At 61.2% G+C, this 25,893-nt stretch carries 21 protein-coding genes; 15 read left to right on the top strand and 6 right to left on the bottom strand.

Going from position 1 to position 25,893, the window contains the following annotated elements; genetic code table 11:
• Positions 1–206 precede the first annotated feature (206 nt).
• The gene (gene minC, locus HU752_RS25375; protein ID WP_186682227.1) at positions 207–944 is read right to left on the bottom strand and encodes a septum site-determining protein MinC; all 738 of its coding nucleotides are present in this window, start codon (positions 942–944) and stop codon (positions 207–209) included.
• Positions 945–1,065: 121 nt separating this feature from the next.
• On the opposite strand from minC, the gene HU752_RS25370 reads away from it, so the two are divergent.
• Both HU752_RS25370 and HU752_RS25365 read left to right on the top strand, forming a co-directional pair.
• Entirely contained in the window at positions 1,066–2,001 is a 936-nt protein-coding gene (locus HU752_RS25370) for a lipid A biosynthesis lauroyl acyltransferase (RefSeq protein ID WP_186682229.1), read from the top strand.
• 74 nt (positions 2,002–2,075) lie between these two features.
• Entirely contained in the window at positions 2,076–3,260 is a 1,185-nt protein-coding gene (locus HU752_RS25365) for a patatin-like phospholipase family protein (RefSeq protein WP_186682231.1), read from the top strand.
• 45 nt (positions 3,261–3,305) lie between these two features.
• On the opposite strand, the gene HU752_RS25360 is transcribed toward HU752_RS25365, so the two are convergent.
• The 3 genes from HU752_RS25360 to HU752_RS25350 form a co-directional block, all read right to left on the bottom strand.
• Positions 3,306–4,112, bottom strand: a complete 807-nt coding sequence (locus HU752_RS25360; protein WP_186682233.1) for a Cof-type HAD-IIB family hydrolase — start codon at positions 4,110–4,112, stop codon at positions 3,306–3,308.
• 73 nt (positions 4,113–4,185) lie between these two features.
• Entirely contained in the window at positions 4,186–4,974 is a 789-nt protein-coding gene (locus HU752_RS25355; RefSeq protein ID WP_186682235.1) for an MlaA family lipoprotein, read from the bottom strand.
• Positions 4,967–6,265, bottom strand: a complete 1,299-nt coding sequence (locus HU752_RS25350; protein WP_186682237.1) for a serine/threonine protein kinase — start codon at positions 6,263–6,265, stop codon at positions 4,967–4,969. Before HU752_RS25350 ends, HU752_RS25355 begins: the two co-directional genes overlap by 8 nt.
• Positions 6,266–6,500: 235 nt before the next feature.
• On the opposite strand from HU752_RS25350, the gene HU752_RS25345 reads away from it, so the two are divergent.
• Positions 6,501–6,860, top strand: a complete 360-nt coding sequence (locus HU752_RS25345; protein ID WP_186682239.1) for a hypothetical protein — start codon at positions 6,501–6,503, stop codon at positions 6,858–6,860.
• 145 nt (positions 6,861–7,005) lie between these two features.
• On the opposite strand, the gene HU752_RS25340 is transcribed toward HU752_RS25345, so the two are convergent.
• Positions 7,006–8,556, bottom strand: coding sequence for a glycoside hydrolase family 17 protein (locus HU752_RS25340; RefSeq protein WP_186682241.1), 1,551 nt, complete (start codon positions 8,554–8,556; stop codon positions 7,006–7,008).
• Positions 8,557–8,887: 331 nt separating this feature from the next.
• Here HU752_RS25340 and HU752_RS25335 point away from each other — a divergent pair, with 331 nt between their 5' ends.
• The 3 genes from HU752_RS25335 to HU752_RS25325 all read left to right on the top strand — a co-directional run bounded on the left by HU752_RS25335 (position 8,888) and on the right by HU752_RS25325 (position 11,920).
• Entirely contained in the window at positions 8,888–9,739 is an 852-nt protein-coding gene (locus tag HU752_RS25335) for a glycine betaine ABC transporter substrate-binding protein (RefSeq protein ID WP_186682243.1), read from the top strand.
• A 214-nt stretch (positions 9,740–9,953) separates the two neighbouring features.
• Entirely contained in the window at positions 9,954–10,265 is a 312-nt protein-coding gene (locus HU752_RS25330) for a DUF485 domain-containing protein (RefSeq protein WP_186682245.1), read from the top strand.
• Entirely contained in the window at positions 10,262–11,920 is a 1,659-nt protein-coding gene (locus HU752_RS25325) for a cation acetate symporter (protein WP_186682247.1), read from the top strand. The genes HU752_RS25330 and HU752_RS25325 overlap by 4 nt, the downstream gene beginning before the upstream one ends.
• A gap of 434 nt (positions 11,921–12,354) precedes the next feature.
• Here HU752_RS25325 and gltA read toward each other — a convergent pair whose 3' ends face one another.
• Positions 12,355–13,644 (bottom strand): citrate synthase, encoded by a 1,290-nt coding sequence (gene gltA / locus HU752_RS25320; protein ID WP_186682249.1) that lies wholly within the window; start codon positions 13,642–13,644, stop codon positions 12,355–12,357.
• A gap of 352 nt (positions 13,645–13,996) precedes the next feature.
• Here gltA and sdhC point away from each other — a divergent pair, with 352 nt between their 5' ends.
• The 9 genes from sdhC to sucD all read left to right on the top strand — a co-directional run bounded on the left by sdhC (position 13,997) and on the right by sucD (position 25,530).
• Entirely contained in the window at positions 13,997–14,383 is a 387-nt protein-coding gene (sdhC, locus tag HU752_RS25315; protein ID WP_177057650.1) for a succinate dehydrogenase, cytochrome b556 subunit, read from the top strand.
• Positions 14,377–14,745 (top strand): succinate dehydrogenase, hydrophobic membrane anchor protein, encoded by a 369-nt coding sequence (gene sdhD, locus HU752_RS25310; protein ID WP_017902730.1) that lies wholly within the window; start codon positions 14,377–14,379, stop codon positions 14,743–14,745. The genes sdhC and sdhD overlap by 7 nt, the downstream gene beginning before the upstream one ends.
• A 3-nt stretch (positions 14,746–14,748) precedes the next feature.
• Entirely contained in the window at positions 14,749–16,521 is a 1,773-nt protein-coding gene (sdhA, locus tag HU752_RS25305) for a succinate dehydrogenase flavoprotein subunit (protein ID WP_017902729.1), read from the top strand.
• 11 nt (positions 16,522–16,532) lie between these two features.
• Positions 16,533–17,237, top strand: a complete 705-nt coding sequence (locus HU752_RS25300) for a succinate dehydrogenase iron-sulfur subunit (RefSeq protein WP_040065291.1) — start codon at positions 16,533–16,535, stop codon at positions 17,235–17,237.
• A gap of 261 nt (positions 17,238–17,498) precedes the next feature.
• A complete protein-coding gene (locus HU752_RS25295; protein WP_186682251.1) occupies positions 17,499–20,330 on the top strand; it encodes a 2-oxoglutarate dehydrogenase E1 component in 2,832 nt (943 codons plus the stop codon).
• A 41-nt stretch (positions 20,331–20,371) separates the two neighbouring features.
• On the top strand, positions 20,372–21,592 hold the full coding sequence (gene odhB / locus HU752_RS25290; protein WP_186682253.1) for a 2-oxoglutarate dehydrogenase complex dihydrolipoyllysine-residue succinyltransferase: 1,221 nt from the start codon (positions 20,372–20,374) through the stop codon (positions 21,590–21,592).
• 111 nt (positions 21,593–21,703) lie between these two features.
• Entirely contained in the window at positions 21,704–23,140 is a 1,437-nt protein-coding gene (gene lpdA, locus HU752_RS25285) for a dihydrolipoyl dehydrogenase (RefSeq protein ID WP_186682255.1), read from the top strand.
• A 339-nt stretch (positions 23,141–23,479) separates the two neighbouring features.
• Positions 23,480–24,646, top strand: a complete 1,167-nt coding sequence (sucC, locus tag HU752_RS25280; protein WP_010449065.1) for an ADP-forming succinate--CoA ligase subunit beta — start codon at positions 23,480–23,482, stop codon at positions 24,644–24,646.
• On the top strand, positions 24,646–25,530 hold the full coding sequence (gene sucD, locus HU752_RS25275; protein ID WP_017902724.1) for a succinate--CoA ligase subunit alpha: 885 nt from the start codon (positions 24,646–24,648) through the stop codon (positions 25,528–25,530). The genes sucC and sucD overlap by 1 nt, the downstream gene beginning before the upstream one ends.
• Positions 25,531–25,893: the final 363 nt, after the last annotated feature.

The following is a 25,893-nucleotide window of genomic DNA, read 5'->3' as shown; positions in this document are numbered from 1 at the left end:
GGTGTTTCACCCCTAAGGAAAAAGGACTCTGTTTTAGCCCCTGAAGAACGTCGCTGAAAAACAACTGTAGTCGTACGACTTGGGTCGGAAAGCGACGAAATGTGCAAAGTACCGGCGGTAATTTTTACATTTCGTGTTTTCCTAAGCCCTTTAAGCCATTTTCGCTACGAAGAAGGCGACATTTCGGAAATGGCGGCAAGTATCCGTTAAAGACGGATGATGTTCAACACATCGCCGGACAAGCTGATCTGAACGCCCGAACCCCACAGCGGATCGCGGCGCAAATCCTCGGAAACCTTGTACTGGCCGGCAATCGAGACCAGTTCGGCGCTCAGTTGCTGGCAGAAAATCCGTGCCTTGGTGTCGCCCTTGACGCCTGCCAGGGCGCGACCACGCATCGGTCCGTAAACATGGATGTTGCCATCGGCCAGAAGTTCCGCGCCGGGGCTGACGGAAGAGACCACCACCAGGTCGCCACCCTTGGCGTAGACCTGCTGGCCACCGCGCACCGGGGTGGTGATGATCCGGGTCGGCTGGACGGTTGGCTCCGGTGGTTTTTCCGGGACTTTCTTCACTTCGCCTTCGGTCGGGTCGACTGGCCGTTCGCGGGCACCGGAGGGTGGCAGCACGGGCAGGTCGATGGCGATCGCGGCAGCGATGTCTTCGATACGGTTGGCGCGGATCGCCAGGGTGCGCAGGCCGTGCTGGCGGCAGACGCGCATCAGCCCGGGCAGGTCGACGGCGCCCTGGTCGGCGGGCAGTTTGTCTAGGGCCAGCACCAGCGGGGTGTTGCTGAAGAAATTGGGCGCCTGGACGACCTTGGCCGCCAGTTGGCGATCGAGGGCTTCAAGGTTGTTCTGCGCCAGTTCCAGCACCGTGATGGCGAGCATGCTGCCCTTTAGCTGGAACACGGGATCCTGGTCTAGCGGTTCGGTTTGGCTCATGGTCGGCATTACGTGGCTTGTCGCTAAAAGTGCCGAGACTTATAACGAGAACGCCCGCGCCCCGCAAGCCGCGCCGAACCGTTGTAGAATGCGCGACCCCTGTGTCTGTCCGGAATCATTAATGGATCGCCCGCGTTTTCAAGCTGCTTTTTTTCATCCGCGTTATTGGCTGCTCTGGTTGGGGCTGGGGTTGCTCTGGCTGATCGTCCAGTTGCCCTACTGCGTCCTGCTGCGGATCGGCCGTGCGCTGGGATTGGCGATGTACCGTGTGGCCGGTGAACGCCGGCGGATTGCCGCGCGCAACCTGGAACTGTGTTTCCCGGAGAAGTCCGTCGCCGAGCGTACCCGCCTGCTCAAGGAAAACTTCGCTTCCACCGGCATCGCCTTCTTCGAGATGGCCATGAGTTGGTGGTGGGCCAAGCCGCGCCTGGCGCGCCTGGCCCATGTCGAAGGCCTCGAGCACCTGCAGCAGGCCCAGCGCGAAGGCAAGGGGGTGATCCTCATGGCGCTGCACTTCACCACGCTGGAGATCGGCGCGGCCTTGCTCGGCCAGCAGCACACCATCGATGGCATGTACCGCGAGCACGGCAATGCGCTGTTCGACTTCATTCAGCGCCGTGGGCGCGAGCGGCACAACCTCGACTCCCTGGCGGTGGAGCGTGACGATGTGCGCGGCATGCTCAAGCTGCTGCGTTCCGGGCGAGCGATCTGGTACGCCCCGGACCAGGACTACGGGATCAAGCAGAGCATTTTCGTGCCGCTGTTCGGCATCCAGGCCGCGACCGTCACCGCGACCAGCAAGTTCGCCCGGCTCGGCAAGGCTCTGGTGGTGCCGTTCACCCAGGAGCGCCTGGCCGATGGCAGCGGCTACCGGCTGGTGATCCATCCGCCGCTGACGGACTTCCCGGCCGAATCCGAGGAAGAGGACTGCCTGCGGATCAACCGCTGGGTCGAGGTGTCGCTGCGCGCCTGCCCCGAGCAATACCTATGGACCCACCGTCGTTTCAAGAGCCGGCCGGCGGGAGAGCCTCGACTCTACGACAAAAAGCGACGATAAACCGGGGACGCCTCTTGCTGTCGAGGAAGGGCCTGGTGTAATCAGATAGCTAGCTGACTGATGGAGTTGTCACGATGAGCCCAGCGGAACCGGTGACCGGCCTGATACTGTCAGGAGGGGGCGCACGAGCTGCGTATCAGGTGGGGGTACTGGCGGCGATCGCCGAATTGTTGCCGCCGGGGGCGAGCAACCCGTTTCCAGTCATCGTCGGCACCTCGGCGGGGGCGATCAATGCGGTCAGCCTCGCCAGCGGAGCGATGAACTTCACGGCTGCCGTCGAGCGCCTCAGCGCCTTCTGGCAACATTTTCGCAGTCACCGGGTGTTGCGCAGCGACTGGCCTGGCGTGATTCACCAGGCCGCCCGGTTCTTCGGACACAGCCTGCTGGGCCTCGGGTCCCAGGTGCCGGTGGCCCTGCTCAACAGTTCGCCGCTGCGCGACCTGCTCAACGAAAAAATCCATCTGCCGGGGATCGAACAGGCCATCGAGCACCAGCATCTGCGTGCGGTGGCGGTGACGGCCTTCGGCTACGAGTCGGGGCAGGCGGTGACTTTCTACCAGGGCAAGGGCGCCATCGATTCCTGGCTACGCCATCGGCGCATCGGCGTGCCGACCCAACTGACCGTCGATCACCTGCTGGCCAGTTCGGCCATTCCGTTGCTGTTCGCACCGGTCAAGCTGGATCATGAGTACTTCGGCGATGGGGCGGTGCGCCAGTCGGCGCCCATCAGCCCGGCGCTGCACCTGGGCGCCAGCCGGGTGCTGGTGGTCGGGGTCAGCGGCAACTCGCGCGGCCTCGATCCCCGGGCGGTTGTCGAGCGTACCTTCACGGGCCAGCAGCCGAGCCTGGCACAGATCAGCGGGCACATGCTCAACAGTACCTTCATCGACAGCCTGGAAAGCGACATCGAACTGTTGCAGCGACTGAACCAGTTCAGTCGGATGCTGCCTGCGCACCAGCCACGGAGCCTGGGGTTGGCGCCGGTGGATGTGCTGGTGATCGCACCCAGCCGGCCACTTGACGAGATTGCCGCACGGCACCGGCATGAATTGCCGCCGGCGTTGCGTACCTTCCTGCGTGGTCCGGGGGCGACCCGGACCAGCGGTGCAAGCGTGCTCAGCTACCTGTTGTTCGAGGCGAGTTATTGCAGCGAGCTGATCGAGCTGGGGCGTCGCGATGCCTTGGCCAAGCGCGATGAGCTATGCCGCTTCCTCGGCTTGCCGCATGCGGTGATGTTGCAGACGGCTTCAGCCAGTTGAGTCAGAGCATGGCCGGCGAGGGATCGTTGATCGTCTGCCGACGGCTCAGCCCAGCAGGTTGGTCGACAGGTAGCGGGCCACCGCCTCCTCGGTGCAGGCACCGATGGTTTCGTGCCGCGGCAGCGCCGCTGTCACCTTGTGATGGGCGGTGCCCATGACCAGGCCCTTGCCGGCCACGGTGAGCATTTCCACGTCGTTCATGCCGTCACCGAAAGCGATGCACTGGCTCAGCGGGATCTCCAGGAACCCGGCGAGCCGTTTCAGCGCATTGCCCTTGGATACCGTGCTGGCCATGAACTCCAGGCACAGTGGTGACGAGAACGTGCTGTGTACGCGTTCACCGAGCAGAGCCTTGAGTCGCTCGTCGAGCTCCACCAGGGCTTCGTGGTCACGCCCCGTGTGAATGAAGAAGACCTTCTCGACTCCCCGCAGAGGAAAGTCCCTGGCATCGAGGATCGTGGGTGGGAAGTCGGTCTGCAGATTGAAGGTGGCGAGCAGTGCGCGATCGGCATTGGTGATCCAGCGCGAGTCGCAGTAGGCGTTGATCATCAGCCCCGGGGTTTCGACCGTGGCCTCAAGCAGGCTGCGGACCACGTCCTCGTCCAGGTACTCGCAGGCGACCAGGCTCCGGCAGGCGCTGGTGATGCAGGCGCCATTGGAGGTGATCAGGTGCACTGGCAACGGGTAGTCGTGCAGGATCGCTTCGACCTCGGCGCGGCTGCGGCCGGTGGCGATCACCACGTGCCGGCCGGACTCGACCAGTTGGTCGAGCACCGAGCGGGAATACTCGCCTATACGGTCGTCCGGAAGCAGCAGGGTGCCGTCGAGGTCGGAAACGATCAGGCTGTACATGGCTTGTCCTTATGTCGGGTCCGGCCCCTTGGGCGAGCGGGCTCGCGCAAGGGGGGCTCCATGGCCTCCCGCGTTACTCGGCGATCTGCAACTTGCGGGCCTCGGTGTAGACGTAGCGCACCTTCTCGTATTCGAACGGCGAGTTCAACTGGCCATAGCGGAAACTGGTGGTGTAGCGCTTGTCGATGGCGCGCAGGGCGTAGATCTCCGGATGATTCTCGCTGGTCTGGGAGACGTTGAGGAAGTTGATCTGCGATTCTGCGGCGAAATCGAACACCAGGCCAGTGGTGTCACGCAGGTTCGATGGGCCGAAGAACGGCAGTACCAGGTAGGCTCCGCCCGGCACCCCGTAGAAGCCCAGGGTCTGGCCGAAGTCTTCGGTCTGGCGTGGCAGCCCCATCTTGGTCGCCGGGTCCCACAACCCGGCGATACCGATTGTGGTGTTGAGCAACAGGCGCCCGGTGGTTTCCAGCGAGCGCTTGCCCTTGAGCTGCAGCAGGCTGTTCAGCAGGTTGGGCACATCCCCCAGGTTGCTGAAGAAGTTGCTCACGCCACTGCGCACGAAGCCCGGGGTGATGTAGCGGTAGCCATCGACCACCGGCAGGAACACCCACTGGTCGAAGCGATAGTTGAAGTGGTAGACGCGGCGGTTCCACGATTCCAGCGGGTCGTAGACATTCAGCGCGTTGAGCGTCGAGCGCTCGAATTCACGCTGATCCAGGCCTGGGTTGAACTTGAGTTTCTTCAGCGGCTCGGTGAAACCGTCCGCATCGGGTACGACCGGGTCATGGGCCTTGCTGTTATCGGCCTGGGCATAGCCGGCGCAGAGCAGGGCGGCGATGAGCATCAGATGTTTAGCCACGGAAGAACTCCAGCATGGCGTCGGCGTTGACGCGGTAATTGAGGTTGCCGCAGTGGCCGCCGTGAGGGTAGACGGTCAGGCGATTGCCGAAGGTGCTGCGCAGGAAACCCAGGTCGCCGGGGCCGAGGATGACGTCGTCGGCGTTGTGCATCACGGCGATTTTCGGGCTGTCGTGCAGGTAGTCCTTGAGGGCGTAGAGGCTCACCTGGTCGATCAGTTGCAGCAGGCTGCCACCGTCGGTACGGGCGCGCCACATCGGGATCACCTGGTCGGTCAGGTAGCAGTCGAAGTCGCATTGCAACGCACGCTTGAGCATCGGTGTCAGGCTGGTGCCCTCGGTGATCGGGTACTTGGGCGGGGTGATCAGGCCGCGGCGGTTGATCAGGTCCGAGGTGAAGGCGATGTCCGCCGCCGAGAAACGGAAGGAGGTGCCGATCAGCATCGCCATCTGCTCGTTGGTCAGGTGCTGCTTGGACTGCTGGAAGTCGTAGAGCAGGGCGTCGTTGAGGTCGATGTAGCCCTTCTGCTGGAAGTAGCGAGTCAGCTTGGCCAGTACCAGTTCATAGAACGTGGTGCTGTTGTTGATGCCCTTGACCTCGGTCTGGACCAGCTTGTCGAGGTTGGTGACGGAGGTGTAGAGGTTGACCGGCGGATTGAGCAGCAGCACTTTCTTGAAGTTGAAACTGCGCCGGGTTTCGTCCAGCTTGCTGACGAAGGCGGCATCCAGTGCGCCGAGGCTGTAGCCGCTCAGGTAATAGTCGGTGACCGGCAGTTTCGGGTTCTGCGCGCGTACGGCCTGCATGACCCGGTACATGTCCTCGGCATCCTCCTTGGTCACCCCGGGGGTGGCGAAGCGCGAGGCGGCGCTCATGAAGTCGAAGCTGGTGGGCGACGACAGCTGGACCACGTGGTAGCCGGCCTTGTAGTAGAGCTTCTTCAGGTATTCGTTGAGGCTGCTGTCATAGCGCGCTCCGGTGCCGGCGATCAGGAAGATCAGCGGCGCGGCATGGTCCTGGCGAGCGATGCGGTAGGTGAGCTTCTTCACCGCCCAGAAGTTGTCCGGGAGGATGAACTCGCGCTCCGGGCGCAGTTTCAGGCTGTAGTCCGACTGGTCGATGTCATCGTCGTCGGGCAACTGCGGGCGCAGGTCCGGCGGGGTGGTGGCGATGGTCGCCTCGAACGGGTTGGTCAACGGGTAGCCATAGCTGGCGGCGTCGACATCCACCGCCAGCGCGGATGCACTCAGGATGAGACCGCCGACGAAAGTGGCGAGGCGCAGGGAACGGAGCATGACTACATCCTTTAAAAGGAAATGCTGAAATGGGAGTCGCAGGCTATGACCACTGGGGTACTGCCGAAGTGCCATGTCTGCAGACGAAAAAATGCAGTCTGCCGCATTCATCCAGACAATAGCTCACAGACGATACACTTTGCCTCAGTTTGCTGACCAGTTAAGCCTTGTTAAAGCTTGCAAGCGCCGCCTTGGCGATTATGCTGAGCGCCGTTTTCGCCTATCGGAGTCATTCATGTCCCGCCGTTTGCCGCTGATGTTGCTGCTTCTGATTCTGCCCCTGTGGCTGGCCGCCAGTTATGGCGTGCGTTATGGGCTGATGGAGGATGGACAGTGGGTCGGCCTGTGCGTCGATGAGGCGCTGCGTTGGCAATGCCAGGCGCGTTCGAACCTGGGCTGGCTGATTCACTTCAAGGTGCTGGGCTGGGTGGCCCTGGGAACCGCGCTGCTGGCGTTCGTGTTGCCGCGTCGCAGCGGTTGGGGGCTGGCGGTGCTGGCGCTGCTGGTCGGGTTTCCCGCACTGGCGCTGTACAACACCAGCCTGGCGGTGTTCGCGGTGGTGATCGCCGGCCTGCGGCTGGTGCGGGCGGGCTGAGGACCGGATACAAAAAAACGGGCTGTGGGAGCCGGCTTGCTGGCGATCCGCCGAAGGCGATCATCCAGCAACGGTATGTGGCGTTCATGAGAACGCTATCGCCAGCAAGCCGGCTCCCACAGGGGCTCAGGGGGCAATTCTCTGGTCAGCGGCGAACGCGCAGGCTGCGCCACAGCGCCGCGACCATCAGCAGGCTGACTGCCGCCCAGCCCCAGGCCTGTGGGTTCTGCAGCCCTTCGCGATAGAGCTGGGGGACGATACCGGCACCGATGATGAACGCCAGCAGGGCGATCTCTCCCCGTGGCGCTCGAACCGGGCGCAACAGGAACGCCAGCGCCGGCAACAGCAGCGCCGCGCTCGGGAAGCTGCGGTAGCGTGGGTCCAGCGCCAGCTCCAGCATCATCACCGCTCCCGCGAAACCGGCGGCGGCCAGCAGCCAGCCGGCACGATGCTCCAGCCATGCGAAGACGCCGTGGCGCCAGCCCGAACGATCACCCAGGGCCAGGGCCGCGTGGCTCAGTACCAACAGGTTCAGGCCCAGCAACAGGCCGGCCCAGATCCATTCGCCGGCAAAGCGGCTGGTCACCCGCGCCAGTTCGCCCCAGGCGCCGATGGAGCAGGCCGCGAGCGCGCCCAGCAGCGGCAGGAGCAGCGCGGCGCGGGGTGTGCGTACACGTCCGCCGACCAGCAGGGTGGCGCCGAACAGCACGGCGGCGAAGGCCAGCCATTGTGGCCAGAACGGCAGGTTCGATACGGGGCCGGCGAGGATGCCCTTGTCCTGGCGATCGGCATCGAACAGCCCCCAGTAGCCGCCGACCGCACCTTCGCTGCCGCGTTTCCACGGTTGGTCGAACGCCTCGATCAGGTTGTAGTGCCAGCCGTTCTGCTCGGCCAGGTTGACGAAACCACGAATGAAGCGGGCTTCGTTGACCCGGCTCGGCAGGGCGGTTTCGCGCTGGCGACCTTCGCTCGGCCAGCCGGTTTCACCGATCAGGATGTCCTTGGGGGCGAAGCGGTTGCCGAAGGTCTGGCGGATCTGCGCGACATGCTCGATGGCCGCATCGATCCCGGCCGGGTCGTCTTCCCAGTACGGCAGCAGGTGGATGGTCAGGAAGTCCACCGCTGGTGCGACCTGCGGATGGCTGAGCCAGAATTCCCAGACATCGGCGTAGGTCACCGGCTGCTTCACATGGGCCTTGACCTTGTGGATCAGCTTGACCAGTTGCGCCGCCGTCACTTCCTTGCGCAGCAGCGCCTCGTTGCCGACGATCACGGCAGTGACCACGTCGGCGTTGGCGTTGGCCGAGGCGATCAGTGCGTCGACTTCCTTTTCGGTGTCCACCGGATTGCTGTTGACCCAGGCGCCGATCATCATTTTCAGGCCATGCTTGCGCGCCAGTTCCGGCAGGGCTTCGAGCCCGGTCATGGAGTAGGTGCGGATGCACTCGAAACGGGTCGACAGAAGTGCCAGGTCGGCGTCCATGCGGGCAAGGCGAGGCTTGAACGGCTGGTCGAACGGCGATTGGTCCTTGTCGAACGGCGTATAGGACGCGCATTGCAGCTTGTGCGTTGGTGTCGCGGCATCCGGCAGGATCACCGGCTGGCCGAGGCCGTACCAGAATCCGCAAAGGGCCAGGAGACCCAGCAGGCAGGCGAGCAGATAGGGCAGTAGCGGGAAGCGGGCGGTGGCGGGCATGGTCGGGCTGTCTGGGAACAAAGCCGCGCATATTACCCGGAATTGCTCTGGCCTTGGGCTTGCGCAGCATTTTGTCATGCAAAGTCCGCTGGCGTTGGATGAGGCGCATTCCCAACCGAGTAATTGCTGGCTTTCTGATGTCGCTTCTCGCTGTCTTGATGTCGCTGTCAGATCAGGTTGGGAGGCGGGCTGGGTTGATGATCGACGTATCAGTACTCCGCTGATGATCGAACGGGTTTGGCCGTGAGGCGTGAAGGGGGCGCCGTGCACCATAACTATACGTTGATGCCGCCCGGCATCCGTCGGGCGCAGCACTTTCGGGGAAGTAACGATGAAGATGCGACGACTCTTAGGCGCAGGTGCCGCTCTGGTGCTTGCGATCAGCTCCAACCTGGCCAGTGCCGAAACCAAGACCGTGACCATCGGTTACGTCGACGGCTGGTCCGATAGCGTAGCCACCACCAACGTGGCCGCCGAGGTCATCAAGCAGAAGCTGGGTTATGACGTGAAGCTGCAGGCTGTCGCCACCGGGATCATGTGGCAGGGGGTTGCCACCGGCAAGCTCGATGCCATGCTTTCCGCCTGGCTGCCGGTGACCCATGGTGAGTACTGGGCCAAGAACAAGGACAAGGTGGTCGACTACGGCCCCAACTTCAAGGATGCCAAGATCGGCCTGATCGTGCCTGAGTACGTCAAGGCCCAGTCCATTGCCGATCTCAAGACCGACGAGAGCTTCAAGAAGAAGATCGTCGGTATCGATGCCGGCTCCGGTGTGATGCTCAAGACCGAGCAGGCGATCAAGGACTACGCGCTCGATGGCTACAAGCTGCAGGCCAGTTCGGGTGCGGCGATGATCGCCGAGCTGACCCGCGCCGAAGAGAAGAACGAGTCGATTGCGGTCACTGGCTGGGTACCGCACTGGATGTTCGCCAAGTGGAAGCTGCGTTTCCTCGAAGATCCCAAGGGCGTGTATGGCGCGGCCGAGACCGTCAACAGCATCGGCAGCAAGGAGCTGGACAAGAAGGCGCCGGAAGTGGCGGCGTTCCTGAAGAAATTCCAGTGGGCGTCGAAGGATGAAATCGGCCAGGTCATGCTGGCGATCCAGGACGGCGCCAAGCCTGAAGCGGCTGCCAAGGACTGGGTCGCCAAGCACCCGGATCGCGTAGCCGAGTGGACCAAATAATCCACCGAAGGCTCTAGCTCGCAGTACCCGAGGCCGCCCGGCGTTTTCGCCCGGCGGCCTTCGTGTTTCCGTTCGTTGAATATGGTCTCGCGCACCGGTGAAGGTCACGCAAGTGAACTAATGTCGTTCTAATACTAAGGTCGTCTGGTGTCGGTTGCAGAGCCGCCTAAAGTGAAAAATGTTTCATCTCATCTGTGCTGCGAGGATAAAAACAATGAACGACAGCATTTACCTCTCGATCCAGAACAGCCCGCGCTTCAAGGAGCTGGTCAGGAAACGGGAACGATTCGCCTGGATTCTCTCGGCGGTCATGCTTGGCTTGTATTCGGCTTTCATTCTTCTGATTGCGTATGGACCGCAGGTACTGGGCGCCAAGCTCAGTCCGACGTCATCGATCACCTGGGGCATACCGCTGGGTGTCGGCCTGATCGTCTCGGCCTTCGTCCTGACCGCCATCTACGTGCGTCGCGCCAACGGCGAATTCGACGACCTGAACAATGAGATCCTCAAGGAGGCCCAGCAATGATCCGGCGTCTATCCGCGGCATTGGGCCTGATGGCCTTCGCCCCCGCTCTCTGGGCAGCCGATGCGCTGACCGGCGAAGTGCACAAGCAACCTCTCAATATCCCGGCGATCGTGATGTTCATCGTGTTCGTCGGGGCGACCCTGTGCATCACCTACTGGGCTTCCAAGCGCAACAAGTCGGCCGCCGACTACTACGCGGCGGGTGGCAAGATCACCGGCTTCCAGAACGGCCTGGCGATCGCCGGTGACTACATGTCGGCGGCCTCGTTCCTGGGTATTTCCGCGCTGGTGTTCACCTCCGGCTACGATGGTCTGATCTACTCCATCGGCTTCCTGGTGGGCTGGCCGATCATCCTGTTCCTGATCGCCGAGCGCCTGCGCAACCTGGGCAAGTACACCTTTGCCGACGTGGCGTCCTACCGCCTCGGGCAAACCCAGATCCGCTCGCTGTCGGCCTGCGGTTCGCTGGTGGTGGTGGCGTTCTACCTGATCGCGCAGATGGTTGGTGCCGGCAAGCTGATCCAGCTGCTGTTCGGCCTGGACTACCATGTGGCGGTGATCCTGGTGGGGATCCTGATGTGCCTGTACGTGTTGTTCGGCGGCATGCTGGCAACCACCTGGGTGCAGATCATCAAGGCCGTGCTGTTGCTGTCGGGCGCTTCGTTCATGGCGCTGATGGTGATGAAGCACGTCAACTTCGACTTCAACATGCTGTTCTCCGAGGCGGTCAAGGTTCACCCCAAGGGTGAGGCGATCATGAGCCCTGGCGGCCTGGTGAAAGACCCGATCTCGGCGTTCTCGCTCGGCCTGGCGCTGATGTTCGGTACTGCTGGCCTGCCGCACATCCTGATGCGCTTCTTCACCGTGAGCGACGCCAAGGAAGCGCGCAAGAGCGTGCTGTACGCCACCGGCTTCATCGGCTACTTCTACATCCTGACCTTCATCATCGGTTTTGGCGCGATCCTGCTGGTCAGCACCAACCCGGCGTTCAAGGATGCCGCGGGCGCCCTGCTGGGCGGCAACAACATGGCTGCGGTACACCTGGCCAACGCCGTGGGTGGCAGCGTGTTCCTCGGCTTCATCTCGGCGGTGGCCTTCGCGACGATTCTCGCGGTGGTGGCCGGCCTGACCCTGGCCGGAGCCTCGGCGGTGTCCCATGACCTGTACGCCAGCGTGTTCCGCAAGGGCAAGGCCAACGAGAAGGACGAGATCCGCGTCTCGAAGATCACCACTGTCGCCCTTGGCGTGCTGGCGATCGGCCTGGGCATTCTGTTCGAGAACCAGAACATCGCGTTCATGGTCGGCCTGGCGTTCTCCATTGCCGCCAGCTGCAACTTCCCGGTGCTGCTGCTCTCGATGTACTGGAAGAAGCTGACCACTCGCGGTGCGATGGTGGGTGGCTGGATGGGGTTGGTCAGTGCGGTTGGGCTGATGGTTCTTGGTCCAACCATCTGGGTGCAGATCCTGCACCATGAAAAGGCCATTTTCCCCTACGAGTACCCGGCGCTGTTCTCGATGATCATTGCCTTCATCGGGATCTGGTTCTTCTCCATCACCGACAAGTCGACCGCGGCTGAAAACGAGCGGGCGCTGTTCTTCCCGCAGTTCGTGCGTTCGCAGACCGGCCTGGGGGCGAGCGGGGCGGTTTCCCACTGAGGGGTTGTATAGGCCTCCATATATAAGCTGCGAGCAAGCCAATGCCCTGGTCGAAAGACCGGGGCATTTTTATTCCTGACAGGTGAGCTGGCTTCTGTAGATGGGATGAGCCTTCATGGGGGCGGACTCTGTGGCGAGCAGGCTTGCCTGCGCTCGGCTGCAAGGCAGCCGTAAATCCGCTGGGCCCGTTGTGCCTGATACGACCGTGGTGGCAGGTTTTGGGGCCGCTGCGCGGCCCAGCGCGGGCAAGCCCGCTCGCCACAATGGCGGATGCCGCAACCTGGCTGAATGAAAAGCGCTCCTGGTCGAAAGGCCGGGGGCGTTTTTTGGAGAGAGGTGTCGCGGGCAATGCCGATCGCCTCACAACACAAATGAAAACGGCCTCTGGGGAGAGGCCGTTTCCGGTGCAGCAAAGATGTTACGCGAGGCAGACCTTACTTGCGGTCTTCCAGCTTGGTGATGTCACGCGACTCGTAGCCGGTGTACAGCTGGCGTGGACGGCCGATCTTGTACGGGCTGGAGAGCATTTCCTTCCAGTGGGAGATCCAGCCGACGGTCCGCGCCAGGGCGAAGATCACGGTGAACATGCTGGTTGGAATGCCGATCGCCTTGAGGATGATCCCCGAGTAGAAGTCGACGTTCGGGTACAGCGAGCGCTCGATGAAGTAAGGATCGGTCAGGGCGATCTCTTCCAGGCGCATGGCCAGTTCCAGTTGTGGATCGTTCTTGATGCCCAGTTCCTTCAACACTTCGTCGCAGGTCTGCTTCATCACGGTGGCACGAGGGTCACGGTTCTTGTAGACGCGGTGACCGAAGCCCATCAGCTTGAACGGATCGTTCTTGTCCTTGGCCTTGGCGATGAACTTGTCGATGTTCGAGACATCGCCGATTTCATCGAGCATGGTCAGTACCGCTTCGTTCGCACCGCCGTGGGCAGGGCCCCACAGTGCGGCGATACCGGCGGCGATACAGGCGAACGGGTTCGCACCCGAAGAGCCGGCCAGGCGCACGGTGGAAGTCGAGGCGTTCTGCTCGTGGTCGGCATGGAGGATGAAGATCCGGTCCATGGCCTTGGCGAGTACCGGGCTGATCGGTTTGATCTCGCACGGGGTGTTGAACATCATGTGCAGGAAGTTTTCCGCGTACGACAGGTCGTTGCGCGGGTACATCATGGGCTGGCCCATGGAGTACTTGTAAACCATCGCTGCCAGGGTTGGCATCTTGGCCACCAGGCGGACCGCCGAGATTTCGCGGTGCTGAGGGTTATTGATGTCCAGGGAGTCGTGGTAGAAGGCCGACAGGGCGCCAACCACGCCGCACATGACGGCCATCGGGTGGGCGTCGCGGCGGAAACCGTTGAAGAAGCTCTTCAGCTGCTCGTGAACCATGGTGTGGTTCTTGACGTTGCTGACGAACTTGGCCTTTTGCTCGGCAGTCGGCAGTTCGCCGTTGAGCAGCAGGTAGCAGGTTTCCAGGTAATCGGATTTTTCGGCAAGTTGCTCGATCGGGTAGCCACGATGCAGCAAGATGCCGTTATCGCCGTCGATATAGGTGATCTTCGACTCGCAGGAAGCGGTCGACATGAAGCCAGGGTCGAATGTGAACCGGCCCGTGGCCGTCAGGCCCCGCACGTCGATTACATCGGGACCAACGGTGCCGGTTAAAATGGGCAGCTCGACGGGGGCTGCGCCCTCGATGATCAACTGCGCTTTTTTGTCAGCCATGTGGCCTCCTATTTATGCTTGAAATCATCTGACAGGCCCCCCACGCAGGGCCCGCATCACTATAGAGAGATAAATTCGAAAGTCAATTTGCCAAAAGTCTTACGCCAGAAGGCTTTGAGCAGTGCTTTTCCTCGAAATTGACGGCTATTTACGCCTTTTGCGCGGCTAACGCAATGCACCATTGGGGGTAGTCCTTTGCGTTGTCATTAGTAGCCTAACTGTCTATACTCGGCGTCCGACCGCCAAGGGCTTTTGGGCCTGATTTATTGGGGGTCGTCACTCCCTGGGTGGTGGGTACCTGACCAGTGCACTTGCCCAACAACTTTGCCCTGATTGTTAGGGGCTCTTCAGTGTGAAAAAAGCCGTGAAAAGCCAACGACCTGTAAACCTAGACCTAAGGACCATCAAACTCCCAGTCACTGCTTACACGTCCATTCTTCACCGTATTTCCGGTGTCATCCTCTTTGTCAGCCTGGCCATCATGCTCTACGCATTGGACAAGTCGCTGAGCTCCGAGGAAGGCTTCGGTCAGGTGAAAGCGTGTCTGACCAGTCCGCTAGCCAAGCTAGTGATTTGGGGCATCCTGTCCGCCTTGCTGTATCACCTGGTCGCCGGTGTGCGCCATTTGATCATGGACATGGGCATCGGTGAGACGCTGGAAGGCGGCAAGCTGGGCTCGAAAATCGTTATCGCCGTTTCCGTGGTGGTAATCGTTCTGGCAGGAGTTTGGATATGGTAACTAACGTCACGAACCTCTCGCGTTCGGGCCTCTATGACTGGATGGCACAGCGCGTGTCGGCGGTTGTTCTCGCGGCATACTTCCTGTTCCTGATCGGATACATCATCGCGAACCCAGGCCTTGGCTATGGTCAATGGCATGAGCTGTTCTCTCACGGCTGGATGCGCATCTTCAGCTTGCTGGCCCTGGTGGCCCTGGGCGCTCACGCCTGGGTCGGCATGTGGACCATCGCGACCGACTACCTGACGCCGATGGCGTTCGGCAAGTCCGCGACTGTTGTGCGTTTCCTTTTCCAGGTGGTATGCGGCGTTGCAATGTTCGCGTACTTCGTCTGGGGTGTGCAGATTCTCTGGGGTATCTGATTCATGGCTAACATTCCAACGATTTCTTTCGATGCCATCATCATCGGCGGCGGCGGTGCGGGCATGCGCGCCGCGCTGCAGCTGGCTCAGGGCGGTCACAAGACAGCCGTGATCACCAAGGTGTTCCCGACCCGTTCGCACACCGTATCCGCCCAGGGTGGCATCACCTGCGCCATCGCTTCGGCCGACCCGAACGACGACTGGCGCTGGCACATGTACGATACCGTCAAGGGTTCCGACTACATCGGTGACCAGGACGCTATCGAATACATGTGTCAGGAAGGCCCGGCTGCGGTCTTCGAACTGGACCACATGGGTCTGCCGTTCTCCCGTACCGAATCCGGCCGTATCTACCAGCGTCCGTTCGGTGGCCAGTCCAAGGACTTCGGCAAGGGCGGCCAGGCTGCACGTACCTGCGCGGCGTCCGACCGTACCGGTCACGCACTGCTGCACACCCTGTACCAGGGCAACCTGAAGGCCGGTACCACCTTCCTGAACGAATACTATGCCGTTGACCTGGTGAAAAACCAGGAAGGCGCGTTCGTCGGTGTGATCGCCATCTGCATCGAAACCGGCGAAACCAGCTATATCCGCTCCAAGGCCACCGTCCTGGCCACCGGCGGCGCCGGTCGTATCTACGCTTCGACCACCAACGCCCTGATCAACACCGGTGACGGCGTTGGCATGGCCCTGCGTGCTGGCGTACCGGTACAAGACATCGAGATGTGGCAGTTCCACCCGACCGGTATTGCCGGCGCCGGTGTACTGGTGACCGAGGGTTGCCGTGGTGAAGGTGGTTACCTGATCAACAAGCACGGCGAGCGTTTTATGGAGCGTTATGCTCCGAACGCGAAGGACCTGGCGGGTCGCGACGTGGTTGCCCGTTCGATGGTGAAGGAAATCATCGCCGGCAACGGTTGTGGCCCGAATGGCGACCACGTGATGCTCAAGCTCGACCACCTCGGCGAGGAAGTGCTGCACAGCCGCCTGCCAGGTATCTGCGAACTGTCCAAGACCTTCGCCCACGTCGACCCGGTCGTTGCTCCGGTTCCGGTCGTTCCGACCTGCCACTACATGATGGGCGGCGTTGCCACCAACATTCATGGCCAGGCCATCACCCAGAACGCCGACGGCGAAGACACCATCATCCCTGGCCTGTTCGCAGTAGGTGAAGTGGCTTGCGTATCGGTTCACGGCGCCAACCGCCTGGGCGGCAACTCGCTGCTCGACCTGGTGGTCTTCGGCCGTGCTGCCGGCCTGCACCTGGAAAAGGCGCTGACCGACGGTATCGAGTACGACGACGCCACCGAAGCCGACATCAACGCGGCCCTGGCCCGCCTGTCCGCGCTGAATGCGCGTACCGATGGCGAGGACGTGGCGACCCTGCGTCGCGAGCTGCAAAGCTGCATGCAGAACTACTTCGGTGTATTCCGTACTGGCGAATACATGCAGAAGGGTATCGCCCAGCTGGCCCAGCTGCGCGAGCGTATCGCCAACGTCAAGATCAACGACAAGTCGCAGGCGTTCAACACCGCCCGTATCGAAGCACTGGAACTGCAGAACCTGCTGGAAGTGGCCGAAGCCACCGCCATCGCTGCCGAAGTGCGTAAAGAGTCCCGCGGTGCCCACGCCCGTGAAGACTTCGAAGATCGCGACGATGAAAACTGGCTGTGCCACACCCTGTACTTCCCGGGTGAGAAACGCGTTGCCAAACGTGCTGTTAACTTCTCGCCAAAAACCGTACCGGCTTTCGAGCCTAAAGTCCGGACTTACTAAGGGTGGCCGCCATGTTGCAAGTCGAAGTTTATCGTTACAACCCCGACACCGACTCGGCCCCGAAAACCCAGGTATTCCAGGTCGATACCGGTGGCAAGGACCTGATGGTCCTGGACGTGCTGGCGCTGATCAAGGAACAGGACGAGGGTTTCTCCTATCGTCGTTCCTGCCGTGAAGGCGTTTGCGGTTCCGATGGCATGAACATCAACGGCAAGAACGGCCTGGCGTGCATCACGCCGCTGTCTTCCGTGGTCAAGGGTAACAAGCTGGTTGTTCGTCCTCTGCCAGGTTTGCCGGTTATCCGTGACCTGGTGGTCGATATGAGCATCTTCTACAAGCAATACGAGAAGGTGAAGCCATTCCTGCAGAACGATACGCCGGCTCCGGCCATCGAGCGTCTGCAGTCGCCGGAAGAGCGTGAGAAGCTGGACGGTCTGTACGAGTGCATCCTGTGCGCCTGCTGCTCGACCTCCTGCCCATCCTTCTGGTGGAACCCGGACAAGTTCCTGGGTCCAGCTGCCCTGCTGCAAGCCTACCGCTTCCTGGCAGACAGCCGCGACACCAAGACTTCCGAGCGCCTGGCTTCGCTCGATGATCCGTTCAGCGTATTCCGCTGCCGCGGCATCATGAACTGCGTCAACGTATGTCCCAAGGGCCTGAACCCGACTAAGGCCATTGGTCACATCCGTAACATGCTGCTGCAAAGCGGCGTGTGACACAGCTGTTGTAACCGTAGGACCGCAACACCCGTAGAGGCTGCGGCGCAGGCTTCAACCAGCGCCGCAGTTTAACCAGGGCAATGGCTTACAAGGCTGTTGCTCTTATTTTGAAGAAATGAAGACCAGCAGGGGCATCCGGGCTGGTACCCGGACTATCAGCGTGATTCTGAGTGGCTTGTTTTGGTCGCTGTATTCCGACTGCTTCAAGCTTGCTTGGTGTATTCGCCGGTGGTGTCCCCTAACCGAGGGTGACCAAGCATGCAAGAAAGCGTGATGCAGCGCATGTGGGAAAGCGGCTATCTTTCAGGTGGTAACGCAGCCTATGTGGAAGAGCTCTATGAGCTCTACCTGCACGACCCTAACGCTGTGCCAGAAGAATGGCGCACCAAATTTCAGACGTTGCCTTCCGACGGCAACTCTGCCACTGATGTATCGCACTCGACAATCCGCGATCATTTCGTGTTGCTGGCGAAGAACCAGCGCCGCGCCCAACCGGTTTCCGCCGGCAGCGTGAGCAGTGAGCACGAGAAGAAGCAGGTTGAAGTGCTGCGATTGATCCAGGCCTTCCGGATGCGTGGCCACCAGGCATCCCAGCTCGATCCGCTGGGACTCTGGCAGCGTCCTGCACCTGCTGACCTGTCGATCAATCATTACGGCTTGACCAATGCCGATCTTGATACGACCTTCCGTGCCGGCGACCTGTTCATCGGCAAGGAGGAAGCGAGCCTACGTGAAATTCACGAAGCGCTGCAGCAGACATATTGTCGCACCATCGGCGCCGAGTTCACGCACATCGTCGACTCCGAGCAGCGCCAGTGGTTCCAGCAGCGTCTGGAAAGCGTTCGTGGCCGTCCGACCATTTCCGCCGATGCCAAGAGCCACCTGCTCGAGCGCGTGACCGCGGCTGAAGGTCTGGAAAAATACCTGGGCACCAAATACCCGGGCACCAAGCGTTTCGGTCTGGAAGGTGGCGAGAGCCTGATTCCGATGCTGGACGAGATGATCCAGCGCTCCGGTTCCTACGGCGCCAAGGAAATCGTCATCGGCATGGCCCACCGTGGCCGTCTGAACGTGCTGGTCAACACCTTCGGCAAGAACCCGCGCGAGCTGTTCGACGAGTTCGAAGGCAAGAAGAAGGTCGAGCTGGGCTCCGGTGACGTGAAATACCACCAGGGCTTCTCTTCCAACGTGATGACCACCGGCGGCGAAGTCCACCTGGCCATGGCGTTCAACCCGTCCCACCTGGAAATCGTTTCCCCGGTGGTCGAAGGGTCGGTACGCGCTCGCCAGGACCGTCGCAACGACGCCAGCGGTGACAAGGTTCTGCCGATTTCCATCCACGGTGACGCTGCGTTCGCAGGTCAGGGCGTGGTCATGGAAACCTTCCAGATGTCGCAGACCCGCGGCTTCAAGACTGGCGGCACGATCCACATCGTGATCAACAACCAGGTCGGTTTCACCATCAGCAACCCGCTGGACTCGCGTTCCACCGAGTACGCTACCGACGTCGCCAAGATGATCCAGGCGCCGATCCTCCATGTGAATGGTGATGATCCGGAAGCCGTGCTGTTCGTGACCCAGCTGGCCGTCGACTACCGCATGCAGTACAAGCGTGATGTGGTGATCGACCTGGTCTGCTACCGCCGTCGCGGCCACAACGAGGCCGACGAGCCAAGCGGCACTCAGCCGCTGATGTACCAGCAGATCACCAAGCAGCGCACCACCCGCGAGCTGTACGCCGAGCGTCTGGTCCAGGCCAAGGTGCTGGACGAAGCCCGCGTCCAGGCCAAGGTCGACGAGTACCGCAACGCCCTGGACAATGGCCTGCACGTGGTGAAGAGCCTGGTCAAGGAACCCAACAAGGAACTGTTCGTCGACTGGCGTCCATACCTGGGCCACGCCTGGACCGCGCGTCACGACACCCGTTTCGACCTGAAGACCCTGCAGGAACTGTCCGCCAAGCTGCTGGAAACCCCTGAAGGCTTCGTGGTTCAGCGCCAGGTCGCGAAAATCTACGAAGACCGCCAGAAGATGCAAGCCGGCGGCCTGCCGATCAACTGGGGCTACGCCGAAACCATGGCGTACGCGACCCTGCTGTTCGAAGGTCACCCGATCCGCATGACCGGCCAGGACATCGGCCGTGGTACGTTCTCGCACCGTCATGCCGTACTGCACAACCAGAAGGATGCGACTACCTACATCCCTCTGCAGAAGCTGTACGACGAGCAGCCACGTTTCGACCTGTACGATTCGTTCCTGTCGGAAGAGGCGGTACTGGCCTTCGAATACGGTTACTCGACCACCACGCCGAACGCGCTGGTGATCTGGGAAGCCCAGTTCGGCGACTTCGCCAACGGTGCCCAGGTCGTGATAGACCAGTTCATCACCAGTGGCGAGCACAAGTGGGGCCGCCTGTGCGGTCTGACCATGCTGCTGCCGCACGGTTATGAAGGCCAGGGTCCGGAGCACTCCTCCGCGCGTCTGGAACGCTACCTGCAGCTGTGCGCCGAGCACAACGTCCAGGTTTGCGTGCCGACCACCCCGGCCCAGATCTACCACCTGCTGCGTCGTCAGGTCATCCGTCCGCTGCGCAAGCCACTGATCGTGCTGACTCCGAAGTCGCTGCTGCGTCACAAATTGGCCATCTCCACGCTGGAAGATCTGGCGGAAGGTTCGTTCCAGACCGTTATCCCGGAAATCGACACCCTGGACCCGAAAAAGGTCGAGCGCGTCGTTCTGTGCAGCGGCAAGGTCTACTACGACCTGCTGGAAAAACGCCGTGCCGAAGAGCGTGACGATATCGCCATCGTGCGTATCGAGCAGCTGTATCCGTTCCCCGAGGACGACCTGGTCGAAATCCTCGCTCCGTACACCAACCTCAAGCATGCGGTCTGGTGTCAGGAAGAACCGATGAACCAGGGCGCCTGGTACAGCAGCCAGCATCACTTCCGCCGTATCCTCAGCGGTCACAACAAGTCCCTCGTACTCGAGTACGCCGGACGTGACGCCTCCGCTGCACCGGCGTGTGGTTATGCCTCGATGCACGCTGAGCAGCAGGAAAAACTGCTGCAAGATGCCTTTACTGTTTAACGCCTCGCGCACCTGAAACCGAATTTAAGGAACCACAGATAATGGCTATCGAGATCAAAGCCCCCCAATTTCCGGAATCGGTTGCCGATGGCACCGTTGCCACCTGGCACAAGAAGCCGGGCGAAGCGGTCAAGCGCGACGACCTGATCGTCGACATCGAAACCGACAAGGTCGTACTGGAAGTCCTGGCTGAGGCCGACGGCGTCCTGGGCAGCATCGTTGCCAACGAAGGCGACACCGTGCTGTCCGCGCAAGTACTGGGCATCATCGAGGAAGGTGGTGTAGCCGCCGCTCCTGCCGCTGCCGCTCCAGCTGCCGCCCAGGCTGCTGCTCCTGCCGCCGCTGACGGCGAAGATGACCCGATCGCTGCACCGGCTGCCCGCAAGCTGGCTGAAGAGAACGGCATCAATATCGCTTCCGTTGCCGGCACCGGCAAGGGCGGTCGCGTGACCAAGGAAGACGTGGTGGCTGCCGTTGCTGCGAAGAAGGCCGCTCCTGCTGCCGCTCCGGCCAAGGCTGCTGCTCCGGCTGCCGCCGCACCGGTCTTCGCCGCTGGCGACCGCACCGAGAAGCGCGTACCGATGACTCGCGTACGTGCCACCGTGGCCAAGCGCCTGGTCGAAGCACAATCGAACATGGCGATGCTGACCACCTTCAACGAAGTGAACATGAAGCCAATCATGGACCTGCGTTCGAAGTACAAGGAACTGTTCGAGAAGACCCACAACGGCGTGCGCCTGGGCTTCATGTCGTTCTTCGTCAAGGCGGCCACCGAAGCGCTGAAACGCTTCCCGGCGGTCAACGCTTCCATCGACGGCGGCGACATCGTCTACCACGGCTACTCCGACATCGGTGTAGCCGTGTCCAGCGACCGCGGCCTGGTGGTACCGGTTCTGCGTAACGCCGAGCTGATGAGCCTGGCCGAAATCGAGAACGGCATCGCCACCTTCGGCAAGAAGGCCCGTGACGGCAAGCTGTCCATCGACGAAATGACCGGCGGTACCTTCACCATCACCAACGGTGGTACATTCGGTTCCCTGCTGTCGACGCCGATCGTCAACCCGCCACAAGCGGCCATCCTGGGCATGCACAACATCAATGAGCGCCCGATGGCGGTCAAGGGTGAGGTCGTCATCCTGCCGATGATGTACCTGGCACTGTCCTACGATCACCGCCTGATCGATGGCAAGGAAGCCGTGTCCTTCCTGGTCACCATCAAGAACCTGCTGGAAGACCCGGCTCGTCTGCTGCTGGATATCTGATTTCAGCCGACGGAGGCGGGGCGCTAGGCCCCGCTTTCGTGCGGATATCAGCTCCATCCCACGACGGTTCCCAAAAGGGACCGTCCGGTTTGATTCGATAAGGAATGACACATGACTCAGAAATTCGACGTGGTAGTGATCGGTGCGGGTCCTGGCGGCTATGTAGCTGCAATCAAGGCTGCGCAACTTGGCCTCAAGACTGCCTGCATCGAGAAGTACCAGGATAAAGAGGGCAAGCTGGCCCTCGGCGGTACTTGCCTGAACGTTGGCTGCATTCCTTCCAAGGCGCTGCTGGACAGCTCCTGGAAGTATCACGAAGCCAAGGACTACTTCGGTGTCCATGGCATCACCACCACTGACGTGAAAATCGACGTCCCCGCGATGGTCGGCCGCAAGGCCAACATCGTCAAGAACCTGACCGGCGGTGTTGCCACCCTGTTCAAGGCCAACGGCGTGACTTCGATCCAGGGCCACGGCAAGCTGCTGGCTGGCAAGAAAGTCGAAGTGACCGGTCCCGATGGCGTTGTCCAGGTGCTGGAAGCCGAGAACGTGATCCTGGCTCCAGGCTCGCGTCCGATCGACATCCCGCCTGCTCCAGTGGACCAGAACGTGATCGTCGATTCGACCGGCGCCCTGGAATTCCAGGCCGTGCCGAAGCGTCTGGGCGTGATCGGTGCTGGCGTGATCGGCCTGGAACTGGGTTCGGTCTGGTCCCGCCTGGGTGCTCAGGTTACCGTTCTGGAAGCGCTGGACACCTTCCTGGTCGCTGCCGATACCGCCGTTTCCAAGGAAGCGCTGAAAACCCTGACCAAACAGGGCCTGGACATCAAGCTGGGCGCTCGCGTCACCGGTTCGAAAGTCAACGGCGAAGAAGTCGAAGTGACCTACACCGACGCCAACGGCGAACAGAAGATCGTTTTCGACAAGCTGATCGTAGCCGTTGGTCGCCGTCCGGTGACCACCGACCTGCTGGCGGCCGACAGTGGCGTGACCATCGACGAGCGTGGCTTCATCTTCGTTGATGACCACTGCGCGACCAGCGTACCGGGCGTCTACGCCATCGGCGACGTGGTTCGCGGCATGATGCTGGCACACAAGGCCTCGGAAGAGGGCATCATGGTGGTTGAGCGCATCAAGGGCCACAAGGCCCAGATGAACTACGACCTGATCCCTTCGGTTATCTACACCCACCCGGAAATCGCATGGGTCGGTAAAACCGAACAGGCCTTGAAAGCTGAAGGCGTTGAAGTTAACGTCGGCACCTTCCCGTTCGCCGCCAGTGGCCGTGCCATGGCAGCCAACGATACCGGCGGTTTCGTCAAGGTCATCGCCGATGCCAAGACCGACCGCGTACTGGGCGTCCACGTGATCGGCCCAAGCGCTGCCGAGCTGGTTCAGCAAGGTGCGATCGGTATGGAATTCGGTACCAGCGCCGAAGATCTGGGCATGATGGTCTTCTCCCATCCGACCCTGTCCGAAGCGCTGCACGAAGCGGCGTTGGCAGTGAATGGCGGTGCCATCCACATTGCCAACAAGAAAAAACGCTAAGCTCTGTTCGCAAACTCGCCGAGCGGCGATCAGGCAAGGCAAAAACAGGCGAGCAAGCGCAGTGTAGGTGTCTACATGAGCATTGCGAGCCTGTTTTTAACGCGGCCTGATCGTCGCGCAGGCAGTTTGCGTGTAGAGCTTGAGGATAATAAGAAACCACGGCGGATCGCCCGTCGCGAGCCTTGTGCGCAAGACTCACCGCGGAACATCCGCTGGACGCAGTCTTGCGTCGTTGCACCGGGCAACCGGAAGGCGATGCAAGCAGCAGTCACAGGTGGTGCGGCCCTGGTCACCAGAGCAGCACCGAACGCGCAGTACCTAACGAAGACGGTAAAAAGCATGAATCTTCACGAGTATCAGGGTAAGCAGCTGTTCGCTGAATACGGCCTGCCAGTATCCAAAGGCTACGCGGTAGACACCCCGGAAGAAGCAGCAGAAGCTTGCGACAAGATCGGTGGTTCCGAGTGGGTAGTCAAAGCCCAGGTCCACGCCGGTGGTCGCGGTAAAGCGGGCGGCGTCAAGCTGGTTCGCAGCAAAGAAGACGCCAAAGCCTTCGCACAGCAGTGGCTGGGCAAGCGTCTGGTGACCTATCAGACTGACGCCAATGGTCAGCCGGTCACCAAGATCCTGGTTGAATCGTGCACTGATATCGCTAAAGAGCTGTACCTGGGCGCTGTCGTAGACCGTTCGAGCCGTCGCATCGTGTTCATGGCTTCCACCGAAGGTGGCGTGGACATCGAGAAAATCGCTCACGACACCCCTGAGAAAATTCTCAAGGCCACTATCGATCCACTGGTTGGCGCCCAGCCATTCCAGGGTCGCGAGCTGGCATTCCAGCTGGGTCTGGAAGGCAAGCAGGTTGCTCAGTTCGCCAAGATCTTCGTAGGTCTGGCCAAACTGTTCCAGGACCACGACCTGGCCCTGCTGGAAGTCAACCCGCTGGTGATCAAGGCCGACGGCGACCTGCACTGCCTCGATGCCAAGATCAACATCGACGCCAACGCCATGTACCGTCAGCCTAAGCTGAAAACCTTCCACGATCCGTCCCAGGACGATCCGCGCGAAGCCCACGCTGGCAAGTTCGAACTGAACTACGTCGCGCTGGAAGGCAACATCGGCTGCATGGTCAACGGTGCCGGCCTGGCCATGGGTACCATGGACATCGTCAACCTGCACGGCGGCAAGCCAGCCAACTTCCTCGACGTAGGTGGTGGCGCTACCAAAGAGCGCGTGACCGAAGCGTTCAAGATCATCCTGTCCGACACCAACGTCGCTGCAGTACTGGTCAACATCTTCGGCGGCATCGTTCGCTGCGACATGATTGCCGAAGGCATCATCGGCGCCGTGAAAGAAGTCGGCGTGAAAATCCCGGTTGTTGTGCGCCTTGAAGGCAACAACGCTGAACTGGGCGCTAAAGTACTGGCAGAAAGCGGTCTGAACATCATCGCTGCTACCAGCCTGACCGACGCTGCTCAACAAGTTGTCAAAGCTGCGGAGGGCAAATAATGAGCGTCCTGATCAATAAAGACACCAAGGTTATCTGCCAGGGTATCACCGGTTCGCAGGGTAGCTTCCACACCCAGCAAGCCATCGAATACGGCACCCAGATGGTGGGTGGCGTCACTCCGGGCAAAGGCGGTACCGAGCACCTGGGCCTGCCAGTGTTCAACACCGTGAAGGACGCTGTAGCTGCCACTGGCGCCACCGCCAGCGTGATCTACGTTCCAGCTCCTTTCTGCAAGGACTCGATCCTGGAAGCGGCCTTCGGCGGCATCAAGCTGATCGTCTGCATCACCGAAGGCATTCCTACCCTGGACATGCTGGATGCCAAGGTCAAGTGCGACGAGCTGGGTGTTACCCTGATCGGCCCTAACTGCCCAGGCGTCATCACTCCGGGCGAGTGCAAGATCGGCATCATGCCAGGTCACATCCACTTGCCAGGCAAGGTCGGTATCGTTTCCCGTTCCGGCACCCTGACCTATGAAGCCGTCAAGCAGACCACCGACGCCGGTTTCGGCCAGTCGACCTGCGTGGGCATCGGTGGTGACCCGATCCCAGGTTCGAACTTCATCGACATCCTGAAGCTGTTCCAGGAAGACCCGAAGACCGAAGCGATCGTCATGATCGGCGAGATCGGCGGTTCGGCTGAAGAAGAAGCGGCGGCCTACATCAAGGCTAACGTGACCAAGCCGGTTGTTTCCTACATCGCTGGTGTGACTGCTCCTCCGGGCAAGCGCATGGGCCACGCAGGTGCAATCATCTCCGGCGGCAAAGGCACTGCAGACGAGAAATTCGCTGCTCTGCAAGACGCAGGCGTGAAAACCGTGCGTTCGCTGGCCGACATCGGCAAGGCCCTGGCCGAGCTGACCGGTTGGGAAGTGAAGAAGTAAGCTTCGGCTGACTTTTCGCTTCAGGCAAAGGCCACCTTCGGGTGGCCTTTGTGCTTTCTGGCACTGTGCTGATAACTGTAGGAGCCGGCTTGCTGGCGATAGCGATTGGACAACCAACCCCGTTGTCGCCTGACACGCCGCTATCGCCAGCAAGCGGAGCGCCGCCCGGCCGTCTCCTGCAGGACCGCCAGGGGAAATGTTTGCGGTTTCATATGAAATCGCGACAGCAAAGTGTCGCTTATCGGACAACTCGCCCTCAAACAGTGCGTTTTTTGTGCAAATTCGGTACTCTGGCAGCCATTTTGCGTTTGCGCCCCAAAAGGGTGGCTGCGCGCTAAACGGGTCAACCCCATACGGGTCGAC

Source organism: Pseudomonas vanderleydeniana (genome assembly GCF_014268755.2).
GTDB lineage: Bacteria > Pseudomonadota > Gammaproteobacteria > Pseudomonadales > Pseudomonadaceae > Aquipseudomonas > Aquipseudomonas vanderleydeniana.
The sequence above is the reverse complement of the archived record's forward strand: the minus strand, read 5'-3'. Positions and strand labels throughout refer to the sequence as shown.

Coding starts and splice junctions, on each gene's coding strand:
- sdhD (WP_017902730.1), top strand. CDS start 14,377: ATGGTAACTAACGTCACGAACCTCTCGCGTTCGGGCCTCTATGACTGG.
- HU752_RS25335 (WP_186682243.1), top strand. CDS start 8,888: ATGAAGATGCGACGACTCTTAGGCGCAGGTGCCGCTCTGGTGCTTGCG.
- sucC (WP_010449065.1), top strand. CDS start 23,480: ATGAATCTTCACGAGTATCAGGGTAAGCAGCTGTTCGCTGAATACGGC.
- sucD (WP_017902724.1), top strand. CDS start 24,646: ATGAGCGTCCTGATCAATAAAGACACCAAGGTTATCTGCCAGGGTATC.
- HU752_RS25300 (WP_040065291.1), top strand. CDS start 16,533: ATGTTGCAAGTCGAAGTTTATCGTTACAACCCCGACACCGACTCGGCC.
- minC (WP_186682227.1), bottom strand. CDS start 944: ATGAGCCAAACCGAACCGCTAGACCAGGATCCCGTGTTCCAGCTAAAG.
- lpdA (WP_186682255.1), top strand. CDS start 21,704: ATGACTCAGAAATTCGACGTGGTAGTGATCGGTGCGGGTCCTGGCGGC.
- odhB (WP_186682253.1), top strand. CDS start 20,372: ATGGCTATCGAGATCAAAGCCCCCCAATTTCCGGAATCGGTTGCCGAT.
- HU752_RS25360 (WP_186682233.1), bottom strand. CDS start 4,112: ATGTACAGCCTGATCGTTTCCGACCTCGACGGCACCCTGCTGCTTCCG.
- gltA (WP_186682249.1), bottom strand. CDS start 13,644: ATGGCTGACAAAAAAGCGCAGTTGATCATCGAGGGCGCAGCCCCCGTC.
- HU752_RS25295 (WP_186682251.1), top strand. CDS start 17,499: ATGCAAGAAAGCGTGATGCAGCGCATGTGGGAAAGCGGCTATCTTTCA.
- HU752_RS25330 (WP_186682245.1), top strand. CDS start 9,954: ATGAACGACAGCATTTACCTCTCGATCCAGAACAGCCCGCGCTTCAAG.
- HU752_RS25365 (WP_186682231.1), top strand. CDS start 2,076: ATGAGCCCAGCGGAACCGGTGACCGGCCTGATACTGTCAGGAGGGGGC.
- HU752_RS25370 (WP_186682229.1), top strand. CDS start 1,066: ATGGATCGCCCGCGTTTTCAAGCTGCTTTTTTTCATCCGCGTTATTGG.
- HU752_RS25325 (WP_186682247.1), top strand. CDS start 10,262: ATGATCCGGCGTCTATCCGCGGCATTGGGCCTGATGGCCTTCGCCCCC.
- HU752_RS25340 (WP_186682241.1), bottom strand. CDS start 8,556: ATGCCCGCCACCGCCCGCTTCCCGCTACTGCCCTATCTGCTCGCCTGC.
- sdhA (WP_017902729.1), top strand. CDS start 14,749: ATGGCTAACATTCCAACGATTTCTTTCGATGCCATCATCATCGGCGGC.
- HU752_RS25350 (WP_186682237.1), bottom strand. CDS start 6,265: ATGCTCCGTTCCCTGCGCCTCGCCACTTTCGTCGGCGGTCTCATCCTG.
- HU752_RS25345 (WP_186682239.1), top strand. CDS start 6,501: ATGTCCCGCCGTTTGCCGCTGATGTTGCTGCTTCTGATTCTGCCCCTG.